This is a genomic window from Clostridium sp. OS1-26, from assembly GCF_030915445.1.
Taxonomy (GTDB): domain Bacteria; phylum Bacillota; class Clostridia; order Clostridiales; family Clostridiaceae; genus Clostridium_AM.
The window spans coordinates 5,179,508-5,198,606 of sequence record NZ_CP133264.1 but is presented as its reverse complement, the minus strand read 5'-3'; the positions used below and the strand labels follow the sequence as shown (position 1 = coordinate 5,198,606).

At 33.1% G+C, this 19,099-nt stretch carries 15 protein-coding genes, 1 tRNA gene, 1 rRNA gene and 1 pseudogene; 15 read left to right on the top strand and 3 right to left on the bottom strand.

Features of this window, described 5'->3' with window-relative positions:
* The first annotated feature begins 144 nt into the window (after positions 1-144).
* The 11 genes and pseudogenes from RCG18_RS25725 to lpdA all read left to right on the top strand — a co-directional run bounded on the left by RCG18_RS25725 (position 145) and on the right by lpdA (position 12,358).
* Positions 145-220: transfer RNA gene (locus RCG18_RS25725), tRNA-Met, on the top strand.
* Between the two features lie 242 nt (positions 221-462).
* A 16S ribosomal RNA gene (locus RCG18_RS25720) occupies positions 463-1,971 on the top strand.
* 492 nt (positions 1,972-2,463) lie between these two features.
* Positions 2,464-3,333: a pyridoxal 5'-phosphate synthase lyase subunit PdxS gene (gene pdxS, locus RCG18_RS25715; protein ID WP_374118982.1), complete on the top strand. Its 870-nt coding sequence runs from the start codon at positions 2,464-2,466 to the stop codon at positions 3,331-3,333.
* A 1-nt stretch (position 3,334) separates the two neighbouring features.
* A complete protein-coding gene (pdxT, locus tag RCG18_RS25710; RefSeq protein ID WP_308038815.1) occupies positions 3,335-3,931 on the top strand; it encodes a pyridoxal 5'-phosphate synthase glutaminase subunit PdxT in 597 nt (198 codons plus the stop codon).
* 214 nt (positions 3,932-4,145) lie between these two features.
* Positions 4,146-6,101 (top strand): sigma 54-interacting transcriptional regulator, encoded by a 1,956-nt coding sequence (locus RCG18_RS25705; RefSeq protein WP_308038814.1) that lies wholly within the window; start codon positions 4,146-4,148, stop codon positions 6,099-6,101.
* A 138-nt stretch (positions 6,102-6,239) separates the two neighbouring features.
* The gene (locus RCG18_RS25700; RefSeq protein ID WP_308038813.1) at positions 6,240-6,611 is read left to right on the top strand and encodes a Lin0512 family protein; all 372 of its coding nucleotides are present in this window, start codon (positions 6,240-6,242) and stop codon (positions 6,609-6,611) included.
* Between the two features lie 45 nt (positions 6,612-6,656).
* Positions 6,657-7,607: a thiamine pyrophosphate-dependent dehydrogenase E1 component subunit alpha gene (locus tag RCG18_RS25695; RefSeq protein ID WP_308042116.1), complete on the top strand. Its 951-nt coding sequence runs from the start codon at positions 6,657-6,659 to the stop codon at positions 7,605-7,607.
* Between the two features lies 1 nt (position 7,608).
* Positions 7,609-8,580 carry an alpha-ketoacid dehydrogenase subunit beta gene (locus tag RCG18_RS25690; RefSeq protein WP_308038812.1) on the top strand — a complete coding sequence of 324 codons (972 nt, stop codon included), beginning with the start codon at positions 7,609-7,611 and terminating at the stop codon, positions 8,578-8,580.
* A 37-nt stretch (positions 8,581-8,617) separates the two neighbouring features.
* Positions 8,618-9,616 (top strand): NAD(+)/NADH kinase, encoded by a 999-nt coding sequence (locus tag RCG18_RS25685; protein ID WP_308038811.1) that lies wholly within the window; start codon positions 8,618-8,620, stop codon positions 9,614-9,616.
* Between the two features lie 31 nt (positions 9,617-9,647).
* Entirely contained in the window at positions 9,648-10,955 is a 1,308-nt protein-coding gene (locus tag RCG18_RS25680) for a dihydrolipoamide acetyltransferase family protein (RefSeq protein WP_308038810.1), read from the top strand.
* A 13-nt stretch (positions 10,956-10,968) separates the two neighbouring features.
* Positions 10,969-12,358 (top strand): annotated as a pseudogene (lpdA, locus tag RCG18_RS25675) (dihydrolipoyl dehydrogenase).
* A gap of 59 nt (positions 12,359-12,417) precedes the next feature.
* Here lpdA and RCG18_RS25670 read toward each other — a convergent pair.
* A complete protein-coding gene (locus tag RCG18_RS25670) occupies positions 12,418-12,852 on the bottom strand; it encodes a hypothetical protein (RefSeq protein ID WP_308038809.1) in 435 nt (144 codons plus the stop codon).
* 387 nt (positions 12,853-13,239) lie between these two features.
* On the opposite strand from RCG18_RS25670, the gene RCG18_RS25665 reads away from it, so the two are divergent.
* A complete protein-coding gene (locus tag RCG18_RS25665) occupies positions 13,240-15,300 on the top strand; it encodes a methyl-accepting chemotaxis protein (protein WP_308038808.1) in 2,061 nt (686 codons plus the stop codon).
* Positions 15,301-15,391: 91 nt separating this feature from the next.
* Here the strand turns inward: RCG18_RS25665 and RCG18_RS25660 are convergent, their stop codons facing one another.
* The gene (locus RCG18_RS25660) at positions 15,392-15,589 is read right to left on the bottom strand and encodes an alpha/beta-type small acid-soluble spore protein (RefSeq protein WP_308038807.1); all 198 of its coding nucleotides are present in this window, start codon (positions 15,587-15,589) and stop codon (positions 15,392-15,394) included.
* Between the two features lie 356 nt (positions 15,590-15,945).
* Positions 15,946-16,833: a DegV family protein gene (locus tag RCG18_RS25655; RefSeq protein WP_308038806.1), complete on the bottom strand. Its 888-nt coding sequence runs from the start codon at positions 16,831-16,833 to the stop codon at positions 15,946-15,948.
* Between the two features lie 422 nt (positions 16,834-17,255).
* Here RCG18_RS25655 and RCG18_RS25650 point away from each other — a divergent pair, with 422 nt between their 5' ends.
* From RCG18_RS25650 to RCG18_RS25640, 3 genes are all read left to right on the top strand, one after another.
* A complete protein-coding gene (locus RCG18_RS25650) occupies positions 17,256-17,885 on the top strand; it encodes a DUF3793 family protein (RefSeq protein ID WP_308038805.1) in 630 nt (209 codons plus the stop codon).
* 268 nt (positions 17,886-18,153) lie between these two features.
* Positions 18,154-18,300 carry a hypothetical protein gene (locus RCG18_RS25645; protein WP_308038804.1) on the top strand — a complete coding sequence of 49 codons (147 nt, stop codon included), beginning with the start codon at positions 18,154-18,156 and terminating at the stop codon, positions 18,298-18,300.
* Positions 18,301-18,582: 282 nt separating this feature from the next.
* Complete coding sequence (locus RCG18_RS25640; protein ID WP_308038803.1) at positions 18,583-19,044, top strand: hypothetical protein; 462 nt, start codon at positions 18,583-18,585, stop codon at positions 19,042-19,044.
* The last annotated feature ends 55 nt before the right edge of the window (positions 19,045-19,099 follow it).

Below are 19,099 nucleotides of genomic sequence, written 5' to 3'. Positions count from 1 at the left end.
TTAGATAGAAAGGATTTAAGAGGTTATTAGAGTATTACCTGTGTATGCTTAGTTTAAAGCAGCTGACGGCAATATTTAATAACTATAAAGATGATACAATAACATTCGTTGCTAGAGTGAGCGACAAAAGTGAAAAGTAAATGTCGCGGGGTGGAGCAGCTGGTAGCTCGTCGGGCTCATAACCCGAAGGTCGTAGGTTCAAGTCCTGCCCCCGCAACCAGAATATAAATCCAATCGCAAATCAGCGATAACTTAGTTAAGTTAAACTGGTAACAAATTACTAGTTGACGAGCTAAGGTAAACATGATAAAATATAAATCTAGTCGCAAATGAGTGACATGATCCTTGAAAATTAAACAGAGGTTAAAAATCAAGATGATTTTTATTAAGTAAACTAAACCAGCAATTCTTTTGAACTACTTGTTAGTAGTCAAAAACAACAGTAATGAGCATTCAAACTTTTAAATTGAGAGTTTGATCCTGGCTCAGGACGAACGCTGGCGGCGTGCCTAACACATGCAAGTCGAGCGATGAAACCCTTCGGGGTGGATTAGCGGCGGACGGGTGAGTAACACGTGGGTAACCTGCCTCAAAGAGGGGGATAGCCTCCCGAAAGGGAGATTAATACCGCATAACATTAGTTTTTCGCATGGAGAACTAATTAAAGGAGCAATCCGCTTTGAGATGGACCCGCGGCGCATTAGCTAGTTGGTGAGGTAAAGGCTCACCAAGGCGACGATGCGTAGCCGACCTGAGAGGGTGATCGGCCACATTGGAACTGAGACACGGTCCAGACTCCTACGGGAGGCAGCAGTGGGGAATATTGCACAATGGGCGAAAGCCTGATGCAGCAACGCCGCGTGAGTGATGAAGGCCTTCGGGTTGTAAAGCTCTGTCTTTTGGGACGATAATGACGGTACCAAAGGAGGAAGCCACGGCTAACTACGTGCCAGCAGCCGCGGTAATACGTAGGTGGCGAGCGTTGTCCGGATTTACTGGGCGTAAAGGATGCGTAGGCGGATTTTTAAGTGAGATGTGAAATACCCGGGCTTAACTTGGGTGCTGCATTTCAAACTGGAAGTCTAGAGTGCGGGAGAGGAGAGTGGAATTCCTAGTGTAGCGGTGAAATGCGTAGAGATTAGGAAGAACACCAGTGGCGAAGGCGACTCTCTGGACCGTAACTGACGCTGAGGCATGAAAGCGTGGGTAGCAAACAGGATTAGATACCCTGGTAGTCCACGCCGTAAACGATGAGTACTAGGTGTAGGAGGTATCGACCCCTTCTGTGCCGCAGTTAACACAATAAGTACTCCGCCTGGGAAGTACGATCGCAAGATTAAAACTCAAAGGAATTGACGGGGGCCCGCACAAGCAGCGGAGCATGTGGTTTAATTCGAAGCAACGCGAAGAACCTTACCTAGACTTGACATCTCCTGAATTACTCGTAATGGAGGAAGCCCTTCGGGGCAGGAAGACAGGTGGTGCATGGTTGTCGTCAGCTCGTGTCGTGAGATGTTAGGTTAAGTCCTGCAACGAGCGCAACCCTTATCATTAGTTGCTACCATTAAGTTGAGCACTCTAGTGAGACTGCCCGGGTTAACCGGGAGGAAGGTGGGGATGACGTCAAATCATCATGCCCCTTATGTCTAGGGCTACACACGTGCTACAATGGGTAATACAAAGAGAAGCAATACAGTGATGTGGAGCAAAACTATAAAATTACCCTCAGTTCGGATTGTAGGCTGAAACTCGCCTACATGAAGCTGGAGTTGCTAGTAATCGCGAATCAGCATGTCGCGGTGAATACGTTCCCGGGCCTTGTACACACCGCCCGTCACACCATGAGAGCTGGCAACACCCGAAGTCCGTAGTCTAACCGTAAGGAAGACGCGGCCGAAGGTGGGGTTAGTGATTGGGGTGAAGTCGTAACAAGGTAGCCGTAGGAGAACCTGCGGCTGGATCACCTCCTTTCTAAGGAGTCGACAAGATAGGTAATTCTATCTTGAAGGTTTGTTTACACTCTGTTTAATTTTGAGGGATCAAATGTATAAATAATGTTATCTTTTATAGAATTTATGTGTGATTTATGCTAATAGATAGCTTAAGTCACACTTTTTATTTATCTTAAAATTTCATCTTAGACTTAGAGGCTGTTATATGACCCTCGCATAAAAATTTAATATTTTTTATTCAATGAGTAAACCCTTATCAAAGTAAATTCTTTTGATAAGGGTTTTTCATAATAAATTAAAGTGAATTCCTAATATATTTCAATTTTTTCTGGAGCGTATAGAATTACAAGAGGACCGCTAGAGGCAAAAGTGCGTATCGAGCACTGTGCAACTAAAGTTTGACATACCCTTTCAAAATGTATCGATACATTTTGAGTAAATATAAATTTAATATATTATAGTTTCAGAGGAAGTAAACAAATTTACCAAAACATTATTAGGGGGTATTCAAATGGAAAAATATGAATTAAACAAAAATCTTGCTCAGATGCTTAGAGGTGGAGTAATAATGGATGTTGTAAATCCAAGAGAGGCTGAAATAGCTCAAAAAGCTGGAGCTTGCGCTGTTATGGCTTTGGAAAGAGTTCCATCTGATATAAGAAAACAAGGTGGAGTAGCAAGAATGTCCGATCCAAAAATGATTAAGGAAATCCAAGCGGCGGTTTCAATACCGGTTATGGCTAAGGTTAGAATAGGACATTTTGTAGAAGCTCAAATACTAGAGAGTCTAGGAATAGATTATATTGATGAAAGTGAAGTTTTAACACCTGCTGACGAAGCTTTCCACATTAACAAATGGGATTTTAAGGTGCCTTTTGTCTGTGGAGCTAAAAATCTAGGAGAAGCTCTTAGAAGAATAGGTGAAGGTGCTTCAATGATAAGAACTAAGGGTGAAGCAGGTACTGGTAATGTTGTTGAAGCTGTTCGTCATATGAGAACTATGATGGATGATATTAAAAAAGTAAGAAATGCATCAGAACAAGAGCTAATGACTATTGCTAAAGAAATGTGTGCGCCTTATGATCTTATAAAATATGTTTGGAAAGAAGGGAAATTACCTGTAGTTAATTTTGCTGCCGGTGGTGTAGCAACTCCAGCAGATGCAGCGCTTATGATGCAGCTTGGTTCAGAAGGTGTTTTTGTAGGGTCAGGAATATTTAAATCCTCAGATCCAGAAAAAAGAGCAAAGGCTATAGTGCTTGCAACAACTTATTATAATGATCCAAAAGTTTTGGCAGAAGTATCAGAGGATTTAGGAGAACCAATGAGTGGATTAGACTTAAGGGATTTAAGTAACAGATACGCTGAAAGGGGCTGGTAGGATGAAGATAGGAGTCCTATCCATCCAAGGCGGAGTTAAAGAACATGTTAATCATGTAAAGGCTCTGGGAGTTGATGCTGTTGAAATAAAAAAATTGGAAGACTTACAGGGTATTGACGGATTAATTCTTCCAGGAGGAGAAAGTACTGCAATAGGCAAGATTTTAAGAGAGAGAAATTTACTTAATCCTCTTAGAGAAAAAATAATATCAGGGTTACCTGTTTGGGGAACTTGTGCAGGAATGATATTATTAGCAAAAGAAATTGATAGTGAAGATATTACGCATCTTTCGGTTATGGATATAAAAGTTAGAAGAAATGCTTATGGTCGCCAAATAGATAGTTTTGAAACAGAAGCTGCTATTGAGGGAATTACACAGGAGCCTATACCACTTGTATTCATACGAGCACCTTATATAGTAGATGTAGGTGATAAAGTGAAGACTTTACACAAGCTAAATGGAAATATTGTGGCAGCAGTACAAGATAACATTTTGGTAACATCATTTCATCCAGAATTAACTAAGGACCTTAAATTTCATAAATATTTTTTAGAACTGTGTAATAAGTCAAATATAAGTCGCACGAATATTTGTTAGAAAAATAATAGAAGAGCAGGGAAGATAGAAGTCTTTCCTGCTATTTTACTTATAATGCCAAAGAAGATATAGCTTTCATCAATACATATGCAATAAAGCATTGATTCCTGTTTGTATAAAGTACTATAATTAAAGTGATTATAGTATAAATTACCATAACCGAACAATGATAAAAATTATTGGCACTTAATTATAACTGGAGAAGGTGATAATTATGATTGATGTCTTGAAAGTTGAAAGTCAGTGGAGAAGATTTGTAGAGCATAATGAGATACCTAAGGATATAAGGCAAGATATTTTGAATTCTTGGATTAGGTGTAAAAAATACAGAGTTGATCCAAGTGATGGAAAAGGCAAGGAGTTATCTAAAAGTGAATTTAATAAAATATTATATGAACATAAGGAACTTATTGAAATAGCAATACCTGTTATGCTTGATATATTTAATCTTTTGAAGGAGTCAAATTACTCCATTATTCTAACCGATGAGAATGCAGTAGTTCTTGAAGTAATTGGAAATGAAAAAATAATGAACAAGAATACAAAGTTACATTTCTTGAAAGGATGTAAATGGACAGAAGAAGATGTAGGTACAAATGCCATTGGTACATGTCTTTATCTAAACAAACCAATTCAAACTTTAGGCGCAGAGCACTATTGTAAAAATCAACATGGATGGACATGTTCTGCTGCACCAATACATGATGATAAAGGAAAGATTATAGGAACTATTGATTTATCTGGTCACTTTTATGATTTTCATTCACATACTCTTGGAATAGTTGTTGAAGCTGCAAATGCTATACAGAAGCAGTTCTCAATAATCGAGCATAGGAAGTGGGCAGAAACAGCGTTTAATTCTATTGATGATGGAATTTTAGTTATAGATAATGATTTTACAGTAAGAGATTTTAATTTAAAAATGTGTGAAATATTAAAGATATCTCAGCAAGAATTCTATAAAATTGATATAAAAGTGTTACTAAAAGATATAATTAAAGATATGAATAACTTTAATCAAAGCAATAAAATCAATTATAGAGAAGTCAGTTTATACTTAGATAATCGTAGAGTAGAATGTAATATAAGTGTTACATTAGTACAAAAGGAAGAAAAACATATAGGTTTTGTAATTCTTGCTAAGAAAGTTGATAGTTTGCGGCATGTGGTTAACAAGATAGCAGGTTTTTCTTCAAAATATTCCTTTGATAACATAATAACCAATAATGCTAAAATGATATCTGTTGTTCAAGAAGCTAAAAGCATTGCAGCTAATGATTGTACTGTATTAATTAACGGAGAAAGCGGAACTGGTAAGGAATTGTTTGCACACTCTATTCATAATGCAAGTAATAGACGTAATGGACCATTTGTAGCAATAAATTGTGCTGCATTACCAAAGGATTTAGTGGAAAGTGAGCTTTTTGGATATGAAAAAGGCTCATTCACTGGAGCTTCTAAGGAAGGCTGCCCTGGAAAGTTCGAACTAGCAAATACAGGAACAATTTTTTTGGATGAAATTGGAGAGCTGCCATTAGAAATTCAATCTAAACTTCTTAGAGTTTTAGATAATCACACTATAACAAGGATTGGTGGAAAGTACGAAAGAAAATTAGATGTAAGAGTTATAGCTGCAACAAATAGAAATTTATATAATGAAATTCAGGCAAATAATTTTAGAGGGGATCTGTATTATAGAATAAATGTATTTAATATAAAGCTAATTCCACTTAGAGAGAGACCAGAAGATGTTGAACTTTGTGCAGAATTCTTTTTGCAGAGACTAAATGATAAAAATTCTGGGACAAAGAAGGTGTTTGATAAAGATTTTATTAATTCCATTAAAAAGCACAATTGGCCAGGAAACGTTAGAGAATTAGAAAATGTTATTCAAAGGGCATACTATCTATCGAAAAGCGATATTATATCTCATTTATTTATACCTGAATATATTAATGAAAATAACAAAGAAGTCATAGATTTTTCTAATAATAATGAGTTTAAACCTGACAAGCTAGAAGAAATAGAAAAAAGTTTAATTGTTAAAGCATTAGAATATTGTGATGGAAATGTTGTTAAGGCAAGTAAACTAATCGGTATAGGAAAGTCTACACTTTACAGAAAAATAAAAAAGTATGAATTAAGTACAGTGCCAAAGTGGGAAAAATAACTGAAAATTCCCACTTTGGCACTTTCCTTTTTCCCAAAATGAACCTTAAGTAAAAGCATTATTTATCAACATAAGAATTTTCAGTAAATTAAGTGTTGGCATATCTTTTGCTAATTAATAATAGTAGAAGAAAAGGGGGTGTGTTTTATTAGGAGGTTTGTAATAGAATTCGGATTAGGAGCTGATTTTCACGGACAGAGTGTCAACAGAGCAGCAGAAAAAGCTGTTACAGATGCTGTATCAAGAAGCTGCCTTTGCGGCCTAAAAGAAATTTTAGAGCTGAAGGATATGGAAAATGAAGTTATTGTAAAGGTTACCGTAGCGGTTTCAGATCCAGAAAAAATCGATGTGGAAAAAATTAAAAGGTGTTTGCCAATAGGAAAAAAGAATGTAGTAGCGGTTAAAGGGGGGCTAAAAACCTCAGGGCTGTATTATCCAGCCTTTGGAGACGTTGATGACAGCATAGAAGTTGCAATAGCTTGTATTGAAGTAGGTATTGAAAAAAATTGAGTGGGGGGAATAACATTGAATATATCAAATAGTAAAGTAATTGATATGTACAAAACTATGTTAAAAATAAGAAAATTTGAGGAAGTTGCTATGAATGCTTCCTCAGAAGGAAGCATTCCTGGATTTATTCATCTTTATATAGGAGAAGAAGCAGTGGCAACAGGTGTTTGTGCTAGTTTAAATGATAACGATTATATAACAAGTACTCATAGAGGGCATGGTCACATAGTAGCAAAGGGTGGAAACTTAAAATTTATGATGGCAGAGCTTTTTGGAAAAGCAACAGGGTATTGTAAAGGAAGAGGCGGCTCAATGCATATAGCAGATGCCACAAAAGGTATTCTAGGAGCAAATGGTATAGTAGGTGCTGGTCATGATCTAGCGTTAGGAGCAGGTTTAAGTGCACAATACAGAGGAACTGATGAAGTTTGTATATGTTTCTTTGGAGATGCATCAACAAATCAAGGCACCTTCCATGAAGCATTGAACATGGCAAGCGTGTGGAAGCTGCCAATTGTATTTGTATGTGAAAATAATGGATATGGAATATCAATGAGCCAGAAGAGACATCAGGCAATTAAGGATGTAGCAGATAGAGGGGCATCATATAATGTTCCTGGAGTTGTAGTTGATGGAAATGATGTTTTTGCAGTTTATGAAGCAGCAGCTGAAGCCATAAAAAGAGCAAGAGAAGGTAAGGGGCCAACAATAGTAGAATGCAAAACTTATAGACAAAGAGGGCACTTTGAAGGAGATCCTTGCACATATAAACCAAAGGAAGAACAGGAAGAATGGATAAAAAAAGATCCTATACCAAGGTTTGAAAAATATATACTTGAGAATGGGATTTTAAACGAAGAAGGAATCAAGGAAGTACAAGCTGATATTGATAGGCGAATTAAAGAAGCTGTAGAATTTGCAGATAACAGTCCTCAGCCGGAATTAGAAGTAGCACTTGAAGATGTCTATAGTGACATAAAAGAGGAGGTAAGATAATATGAAAACTATGACTTATATGGAAGCTATAAGAGAAGCAATGAGAATTAAAATGAAAGAAGATGAAAATGTTTTAATACTTGGAGAAGATGTTGGAGCATTTGGAGGTTGCTTTGGGTTAACAGGAACACTTCATTCAGAGTTTGGTGAAAAAAGGGTAAGAGATACTCCAATATCTGAAGGAGCAATAGTTGGATGTGCTATAGGAGCAGCTGCTACAGGATTAAAGCCAATTGCAGAAATAATGATGGCAGATTTTGTTACAGTTGCAATGGATATGTTAGTTAATCAAGCTGCAAAGCTTAGATATATGTTTGGAGGAAAAATAAGTCTTCCAATGGTTGTTAGATTGCCAGGTGGTGGTGGACTATCAGCTGCAGCTCAACACTCACAATCTTTAGAAGCTTGGCTTACACATGTACCAGGACTTAAGGTTGTTTATCCGTCAACCCCAGCTGATGCAGCAGGATTACTGCTTACAGCCATAGAGGATGACAATCCTGTTGCATTTATAGAACATAAAGGAATATATAGCTTAAAAGGTGAAGTACCAGATGATATCAAACCAATACCATTTGGAGTTGCTGATATAAAGAAAGAAGGAAAAGATGTTACTATTATAGCTACAGGCAAAATGGTTCATGAAGCCTTAAAAGCTGCACAGCAGCTTTCAAAGGAAGGTATTGAAGCGGAGGTAGTAGATCCAAGAACGTTATTCCCACTGGACAAAGAAGCTATATTTAATTCTGTAAAGAAAACTAACAAAGCATTAGTTGTTACAGAAGAAAATAAAAGAGGGGGATATGGTGGAGAAATTTCTGCTATCATAAGTGAAGAAATTTTTGATTATCTCGATGCACCTGTAGTTAGAATTGGAGCACTTAACACTCCAATACCATTTTCACCAGTCCTTGAAAATTTTGTGCTTCCTAATTCCAATGATATAGTTGATGGGGTTAAAAAATTATTTTAATGGGGGGACTTCCCCCCACAATTAGGTAGGGTTGTATATGAATAAAATTGGAATTATAGCCAATCCATCCTCTGGTAAAGATATTAGACGGCTTGTATCTCATGCTACAACAGTTGATAATAATGAAAAGGTAAATATAGTTGAAAGAATAATTCTAGCTGCGCAAGCATGTGGTGTGAGTAATGTTTATATTATGCCTGATGTTTATCAAATCGGATATAAAGTTGAAGATAACTTATTAACTTTGGGGGAGCTCACAGCTAAAGTAAACATTTTAGATATAGAAATCACTGGTACTTTAGAGGACACTATAAATGCAACTAAAAAAATGGAAGAATTAGAAGTAGACTGTATTGTAGTCCTAGGAGGAGATGGGACAAGTAGGGCTGTAGCTAAGATTATAAAATATACACCAATAATAGCCCTGTCCACAGGTACAAATAATGTTTACCCTGAGATGATAGAAGGAACAGTAGCAGGGATGGCAGCAGGAGTAATTGCTTCTAAGAAATTTGACATTAACAAAATATGTTCTAAAGATAAAAGAATTGAGATTTATAAAGATGAAAGATTAATAGACATTGCTTTAATAGATGTAGTAATTTCAAAGAATTTATATGTTGGCAGCAAAGCTATATGGAATATTAATGATATATTAAGGATTATTGTTTCAAAAGCACACCCGGCATCAATAGGTTTTTCTGCTATTGTCGGATGTAAAATAATTGTGAGTAAAAATGATGATTTTGGAGTAAGTGTTGATTTAATGAATAATAAAAACAAAATTATTGCACCAGTTGCAGCTGGAATTGTAACACCTATTTATATGGGAGATGTTGATATAATCAATCTTAATAATCAGTATGAATTTACTAGTAAAGAAGCCGGAACTATTGCTTTAGACGGAGAACGGGAAATTACCTTTAAGGCCGGAGAAAGATTTACTTTTAAAATAACGAGGAATGGTCCGCTGAGGGTTGACATCATAAACGCATTAGAAATAGCTCAAAAAAGTGGTTTTTTCAAAATAGATTAGTTTTGAAGATATTGGAAAAGGGGGAATATTTATGGCAAAGGTTGTAGTTATGCCAAAGCTCGGATTAACGATGAAAGAAGGCACCTTAGTGACTTGGAATAAAAAAGAGGGAGATGAAATCAAAGTAGGAGAAGTTTTGTTCGAGATATCAACAGATAAGTTGAGCAATGATTTTGAATCAAGTGATGAAGGAATAGTGAGAAAATTACTTGTAGAAGAAGGAGATGTAGTTGAATGTTTAAAGCCAGTTGCAATTATTGGTAGTGCTGATGAAGATATATCTTCTTTATTAAATGATTCCTCATCAAATAGTGAATCAGTGGAGCAAAGTGATAGTAAATTACCAGAAAAAGAATTAAAAGAAGTGAATGGTGAAGAGAGAAAACAAGGAAGAATAAAAGCCTCTCCAGCTGCTAAGAAGATGGCTTCAGAAAATAATATAGATATCACATTAGTTGAAGGTACAGGCCCACAGGGAAGAATAACAATTGAAGATGTAGAAAAGTATATTGAAAGTAGTAAAAACAAAGTAAAAGCATCCCCAATGGCAAGTAAAATAGCAAAGGAATTAAATGTTGATTTATCAGAAATAGAAAAGGATGGAAGGATAATGAAAGAGGATATTCTATCCTTATGTAAGTGTAATAAGACTTCAGAGGATACCTATGTTGAAAAGAGAGTTCCAATGTCCCAAATGAGGAAGGTAATTGCTTCGAGAATGCATGAAAGCTGGGTTACTTCTCCAACAGTAACATATGACATAAAGGTTGATATGACTAACTTAAAGAGATTTAAGGATGCTCTTAAAGATGTGTGTAAAGTAACTTATACAGATTTGCTAGTAAAAATAGTTTCAAAGGTATTATTGCAGTATCCTTTACTTAATTGTTCTATTGATGGAAATGAATTAATCTTAAGAAACTTTGTAAATATGGGGGTAGCGGTAGCTTTAGATGAAGGGCTTGTAGTACCAGTAGTTAAATATGCTAATGGAAAAGGATTAGAAGAAATTTCAACAACAATAAAAGAATTAGCTGATAAGGCAAAGAAGAATGCACTTAAGCCTGATGAAATTACAGGTGGCACATTCACAATAACAAATCTTGGAATGTATGGTATAGAGTATTTCTCTCCAATTATAAATCAGCCAGAGGTTGCTATATTAGGGGTAAATAAAATAACAGAAACTCCAATAGTCCAGAATGGTGAAATAGTTATAAAACCTCTTATGAACTTATCCCTTACTGCTGATCATAGAGCAGTAGATGGGTCAGTAGCAGCTCAATTCTTGGCAAAACTTAAAGCCTTTATTGAGAAACCAGAGATGTTAATATTGTAGGGAGATGATGAGTATGAAGTTAGTTATTGTAGGTGGGGGACCAGGTGGATATGTTGCTGCAATTCGAGCAGCGCAATTAGGTGCTGAAGTAACATTAATTGAAAAAGAAAAGGTTGGGGGAACTTGTTTGAATGTTGGATGCATACCGACCAAGGTATTAGCACATACATCTGATTTATTAGAAGAGCTTAAAGAAGCTAAAAAGATAGGAATAGATATTGAAGGCAGCGCAAAAGTTAATTGGAGTAAGCTTCAAAGCAGAAAAAATTATATAATAAAAAGACTTGTATCAGGAGTTTCAGGTTTACTCACAGCCAATAAAGTAAAGGTCATTAACGGAAATGGAAAACTTCAAGCAGATAACGTGGTTCTAGCTGTAAAAGAGGATGGGACTACAGAAGAAATTAAATATGATAAATTAGTAATAGCATCTGGCTCCAGGACATTTATACCACCTATAGAAGGAAAAGAGCTTACAGGAGTAATTGATAGCACAGGTGCATTAAATTTGGAGAAAGTGCCTAGTAGTCTTGTTGTTATTGGTGGAGGAGTAATAGGTATAGAATTGGCTAATATTTTTAACAGCATGAACTGTAAGGTAACTGTTATTGAAATGATGCGGCATATTTTGCCACCAATAGATAGGGAAATTTCAGGAAATGCTTAAGAATAAATTAATAAAAGATGGTATTGAAATACACACCAACCACAAGGTCACAAAAATTGAAGAGAGTTCTGAAGGCCTTCAAGTTAGCTTTTCTGGTGAAAAAGATTTAGTCGTTAACGCAGAAAAAGTTTTAATTGCTGTAGGAAGAACAGCAAATATTAAGGATTTAAATTTAGAAGCTGTAGGTATAAAGACAGAAAAAAATTACATTGTAGTTAATGACAAAATGGAGACAAATATTAAAAACATATATGCAATTGGTGACTGTACAGGCAAAAATATGCTGGCACATGTGGCTTCAGATCAAGGAATAGTAGCTGTAGAAAATATAATGGGGGAAAACAAAGAAATGGATTATAAAGCTGTACCCGCTTGCGTATACACTAAACCTGAATTAGCGACCGTTGGATTAACTGAAGAGCAGGCAAAGGAGAAAGGTATAGATTACAAAGTGGGTAAGTTTCCGCTAATAGCCAATGGAAAATCCCTTATAATGAATGAAACTACAGGAATAATAAAAGTTATTTCGGATAAAAAGTATGATGAAATACTCGGAGTTCATATACTTGGACCAAGAGCAACAGATTTAATAGCTGAAGCTGCGTTAGCGCTGAGATTAGAAGCTACTACAGAAGAAATAATTACAACAGTACATGCCCACCCGACTGTAGGTGAAGCGATGAAAGAAGCTGTACTTGCAGTTAACAAAGAGGCTATTCACATACTAAATGAGTAATTATTCAATATATAGGGGCACTAACTGACCGTCTAGTACCCCTATAGTTAATTCTAAAACTATCTAGTTTCTTCTACATGATTCAATTTAGATGAATTTAGTTTATTAAATATTTGCATATCCATTTTGCCGCCTGAAGAGATATGATTTTTATTTTGGAAATTTCTTACTGCTAGCATTGTATCAAAGCTAGAAAAGTTTTTAGAAGGCTCGGAGTTTAAACTTTTTTTAGGTGCTTTTTCTCCTAATCTTGTTTTAGAAAGAGTAGCGTTAATAATTTTTCTGTTTAGGTTATTATCTAGTACAGTTTCAATGTATTCAATAATATCTTCTCTATTATTTAAGTTAATAAGTTTAGATGAAATTTCACTGTAGTTATATATAAATTGAGTTAATTTGCTTTTAGCAATTATCTGTTGTAAACACGCAGAGTTTATATCTAGAGTAATATCTATATCTGTAGATGATACCATAAACAATTGATCTTTTTTCATAAGGTCTATGCTCCTTTTAAAATTTTATATTGATTTTAAATTTAATACAGTTTTATGTATTAAATTTAACTTATGTAAAATGATTAAATATTAACCTTTCATGAGAAATATACGAAGGTTTAGATAAATATAAGAGGGTAGGAATGAATTTAATAATAAGACACAGGCATATTGAAAGTAGTTCTTTTAATATGCCTGTGTCTTATAAATTTTTATTAAAACCTATAAAGTAACTATTGCATTAGAAATAATTTCATATTATTATTTAGTAAGCGAACGTTAATTAAGGGAGATGTTAAATAAACATTGGCAATGCTATTGGCAGTGGGTAAAAGTATAAAAATATACTAATAAGATAAGACAAAATTTTTATTTGAGGTGATTTTAATGAAAGTAATTAAATTTAAAAAAATAAAAACTAGAATATTAACATTACTCTTACCATTAATTATACTATCTATGTTAAGTTTATCTGCAATAAGTTATCAAACCTCAAAAAACCTTATAAATAATGAAATTGATAAACAAATGAATGAAAAGTTAGATAGTACTGTTTCTTCGATAGAAAAATCTCTTACTAATCACGGCAAAATTCCTGTGACTTTGGCAAGAACAGTAGAAGTAGTAGGGAACACTATGGATAAAGAGCAGTATGTATCAATGCTAAAATCTTATATAAATTCTAACGATGAGACTCTTGGTGCAGGGGTATGGTTTGAGCCATATAAATATAGAGCCGATACTAAATATTTTGGACCATATGCATATAAAGATAAAGGAAATTTAGTTTATACGGATGACTATAATGCCGAAAGTTACAACTATCCAGAGCAGAGTTGGTATAAGGCAGGAGCAAATTCTGATGGAAAAGCAGTTTGGACACCTCCATATTTAGATGATGTAACGAAGATATCAATGGTAACTGTAGCAGTACCATTTTATGATAAGGATAAAAAATTTTTAGGTGTAACAACTGCAGATATAGACTTAACTAGAATTCAAAAGATGATTAAGGAAATAAAAGTTGGACAAACTGGTAAAGCATTTCTTGTAGATAAGGATGGAATTTATATAGCAGGAAATGATTCTTCAAAAATTATGAAGACGAAACTACAGGAAGATAACAATAAAAGTCTTGCTGATCTATCAAAAAATATAATGTCAGGAAAAAAATCTACAGGAAGTTTTATTGATAACAATGAGAAAAATATAATTTATTCGGCTCCTATAGCTGAAACTGGATGGGTCCTTGTACTTACAATGCCAGAGAAAGAATTGTATTCACCACTTAGTGTTCTTATATATAAGCTTATTCCTGTAATTTTAGTTACAATAGCAGTTATAATATTAGCAATATTATTGTTTAGTAATTATATTTCATCATCAATAAAAAGAATCCTTGATTTTGGTACAGCTCTTGGAAATGGAGACTTAACTAAAACTATAGAAGTCAACTCAGAAGACGAATTTGGAAGCCTTTCCAAGGAACTTTCGAAAGCTAATGAAAGCATGAGTAAGTTAATAACACAAATAGATGACAGTTCTGGGGAAATCAGTTCTTCCAGTGAAGAATTATCAGCTACCATGGAGGAAATATCATCAAAGATGGATTCTATCAATGAAGCTACAAAGAATGTATCAAAAGGGACCGAGGAACTGAGCTCAGCTACAGAGGAGATTAATGCTTCAGTTGATGATATAAGTTCTATTGTAAGTAATCTTACAAATAAATCGACAGAAGTAAATAATTCGTCGCAGGAAATTCAAAGTCGTGCATCACGAATAAAGGATAGAGGACAAAATTCCATGAAGGTAGCAATAGGAATTTATGAAGAAAAACATTTAAAAATAGCCAAAGCTATTGAAAGTGGTAAAATAGTTGATGATGTAAAGATTATGGCTGAATCTATTGCAAGCATAGCAGAGCAAACTAATTTACTAGCATTAAATGCCGCAATAGAAGCTGCTAGATCTGGAGAACATGGAAAAGGATTCGCTGTAGTTGCTGAGGAAGTGAGGAAACTTGCCGAACAATCATCTCAAACTGTTATGAGTATACAAAGTATGGTTACTGAAGTAAGAGAAGTATTTAATAACCTTTCACAGAATGCTGAAGAAATTTTAAATTTTGTTGAAAACAATGTAAAGCCAGATTATCAATTGTTAGTTGATACAGGATTACAGTATGAAAAAGATGCTGAATTCATTAATAGTATAGCAGGAGAGATAAATACTGCTGTTGTTTTAGTAGCAGAATCTATAAGTAATATAAGTGGTTCTATTGAAAATGTATTAGCAATTGCAGAAGAATCTGCCGCAAGTTCTCAGGAAATAATGGGAAGTGTGGACGAAAATACTTTTGCAATTGAAGAAGTAGCAAAAGCATCGCAGAGCCAGGCGGAACTTGCTGAGCGATTAAATGATTTAATACAACAATTTAAAATATAAATAAAGTTAGGTAATTTAAAAATTACCTAACTCAAATTCATGGTAACTATATATGTTTTTATAAACATATATAGTTATTATTTTGTCTATATTATTTTAAACCTTGTTCGTAAGCTTCTACCATTTTTTTAACCATGTTTCCGCCTATTGAACCTGCTTCTCTGGAAGTAAGATCTCCATTATAGCCTTCTTTTAAGTTTACGCCTACTTCACTAGCAGATTCCATTTTAAATCTGTTTAGACCTTCTTTTGCTTGTGGAACTAAAACTCTATTACCTCTACTTGCCATAAGTTACTTCCTCCTTTTAGTAGGAACACGGGGTAATTTAGCAAAATTACCCGTTAAAGTCCATTTAGGACTTTAACCTCCTTAAATTTATAAAATTTTTATATGTCTTATAATCACAGTTTGCACAGTTTTAAAATTATTACACTATAAAATTAGAGGGAAACTATCCATAAGATGTAATACTTAGAATGATAAGTAATAAAAATTACGATATAATATAATATTATTTATAAAATAGACAATATTATATTTAAATGAATTATATATTATCTTTATAAGATTTAACTGTTATATTATAAAGATAATTATAAAAAGCCCTAGAAAAAGCTAGGACTTTTATAATTATATTCTAAATTTTAAGTTTCAACATGAATATCTCTTTCTTTACCTAAAAAGAATACAGCAAGTGCGCCCGGTCCGCCATAAGAACCTACCACAGGTCCAATATAACTCATTATTACATTTTTAATTTTTATTTTGCTTAATATGAGATTTTTTAATGTTAAGGCATCCTCTATGCAATCTCCATGAGATATAGCTATAGTCTGATCTTCGGGGTTCTCTATTTTTTCTAAAACCTTTTCAAAAAGAGCATTCAAAGCCTTTTTTCTTCCTCTAAGCTTGTTTAAAGGAAGCACTTTGCCAATGTTGCTTATTGTTAAGAAAGGTTTTATATTTAATAACATGCCAGCAAATGCAGCAGTTGCAGATATTCTTCCACCTTTTCTTAAATAATTGATATCATTTACTATCATAAAAGTATTTAGATTTTGTCTAAATTTTTCTAAGTAATTTATTATATCATCAATAGAAGCTCCTTGCTTTTGCATCTCCAGCGACTTTAAAACCATTAAGCCTTGTCCTAAAGATGCTGTTAAAATATCAATTATACAAATTCTTAAGTTAGGATAATCTTCTTGTAACATGTTTTTTGCTATGTTTGCACTATTTACAGTACCACTTAAACCGCTGGAAGCACCTATATATAATATATCTTTTCCTTCATCAAGTACTTTTTTAAATTCGTTATAAAATGATTGGGTACTAGGTTGTGAGGTTTTTGGCATTTCGCCATTTCTTATATCCTCATAAAAGTTTTCTAATGAATAGCTTATGCCAAAATCATCAAGCCTTTCAATGCTATTATAATGATAGGTTAAGCTAATAAAAGGAATATCCAGTTCTTTAATATATGCCGTGGGTAAATCACAACAACTATCAGTAATTATTTTGAATTTTTTCATTTTTTACCTCTTAATTATATTGATATTTTGACAAATTTATTGCTTTTACTTTATTTTATAATGAAATTCTACAAAACACAATCAAAAATTCTAAAATGTACACAGAGCCTTTAATGATTAATCCCGTATTGTTTGGAAAAACATGCCTAAAATTAAGAAGAATTCAAGAAAATCATTTTATATATCAGTTAAAAGTTTTGGCTGAAAGTGTATAGTGTTTATTGACAGAAATCAAAGAAGATATTAAAATTAATATGATAATGAGAATCGTTATCAATTGTATAAAAGTGTTATTAAATATTTCTAAAGATAAACTATATAAAATTTATTATGCATTTACAAACTATAATTAGAAAGAAATAAATTAGTAATAGCGTAATAGTAGCAAGATATTTTAAAGTAACTTAAAGGAGAATAGGATTATGGTAAAAGAGAAATTAATTGATTATATAAATATTGTAAAAAACTTTAATGAAAAGGATTATTTATTTTCAACAATAGCCCATAGTATTGGACCGACATTAGCAGGTGAAAAACCTTCTTCTTTGTTAATATTTAATAAATATAATCGAAATCAAAAGAAAGTATGGGAAGAAGTTAAACATGAATTAAAAGGTAAATTAAAAATAAAATTTTTTGAATTAAACATTAGTGAGGAAAGCTCAGTTGTACTATTTTACGATGAAAATATGTTATTAGAGGTTTTAAAGAAGAAAAGAAATATATATTTTTTAAAAAGATTTGGATATGAGGGAAATATGAATTTAGAGGAATACTTAACTCTTTTAAGTCAACGCTTTAAAAAAATTTGTCCTCATGAAATAGGAATCTTCCTGGGGTATCCTGTAGAGGATGTAGCTATATTTTCAAACTGTCCCACTAGAGAATGTTTACTTGTAGGTTATTGGAAGGTTTATCATAATAGCAATGTTGAAAAAGCTAAAAATACTTTCGAAAGATATGATAGCATAAAGTCAGATATCATAAAGCTTATTTCTCAAGGCGTAAAACCTATAGAAATTATAAGTTCGTATAAAATATTAGCAGGATAATTTAAAGAAATAACACAGATGTCTGTGGAGACTTAAGAAGTGATTGTGCACCATTAAATTTCTTGATAAAAGAAATAATTAAAGTTTTAAGAGATGCTACAAAAGGTAAAATAATTTATAAGATATATAAATTTTAAGTTATATAAAATTAATTTAATAATTTATTTTTGTTTCCAAAAATAGCAGAAGCATTGCTAATTAGGATATTAAATACTAGGATAAAAGCTTTCTAGAAGGATATTATATTTTTAGAAAGGAGTGTTGTAAAATGATAAGAAGACGCAGCAATCCATCTAAAGATATGATAATTGGAAATATAAATGGCGATATACGTATTATAGATAAAGAAGATATAATGGCTATGTTTAACAGTCAAAAAGATGGGACAAGAGCTAAATTTAGAATATTTAAGTAAAACATTGAGTTGTTTGGTTATAGTATGTAAATAAATCATAATTTAACCAAATGACTCTATTTACCGTTTTATTTAATGAAAAATAAGTTTTACAGCATAATTATAATAAATTATAAGGGTTATAAGTAAATTAATTTAATAAAAATTTTAAATAATAGGTTAATAAACTGTGAAATTCATGGAAAAATTAATAGAAATAAGTTAGTATAGTATTATAGAAATAAATTAAATTTATAAATATTCTGCATATTTACATAATATAATATAAAGGGGATATGTGTTATGAAAGTAGAATTTACTAAAAAGCAGTATAAGCTTTTAATGGATTTGGTTTATGCTGGGAACATCTTAATTAATGGCTTTAGGGATCAAGAAGAGATAAATAAAGATTATGAGGGACTTGAGTACTATATATATTCTCTTGCAAAAGAATATGGATGGCAAGATTATGTAGAGTATGATGAGGAATTTAAGGAATACTTTCCAACTAAAAAGTTTGATGAGCATATGAGAGAAAAAATTTATGAATATGATGATTATGTATTCTGGTCCAAGCTCCCAATTGAAATGGCTAGAAGAGATGCTGCCAAAAAGCTTAAAGAAGATATAAATGAGGAAAATTTTAATGATTTTCTAAAGTTAGTTTGTAAATTAGAAGAAAAATATGAAAGAGAATTAGAGGAAAATGGATTAGACAATGTAGAAATACGATCTGAAGATAAAAAATTAACAATAGCAAAATAGGTTAAATGAAAAGCTTTCCAAACTATAGAATTGGGAAGCTTTTATGCTGAGTTTA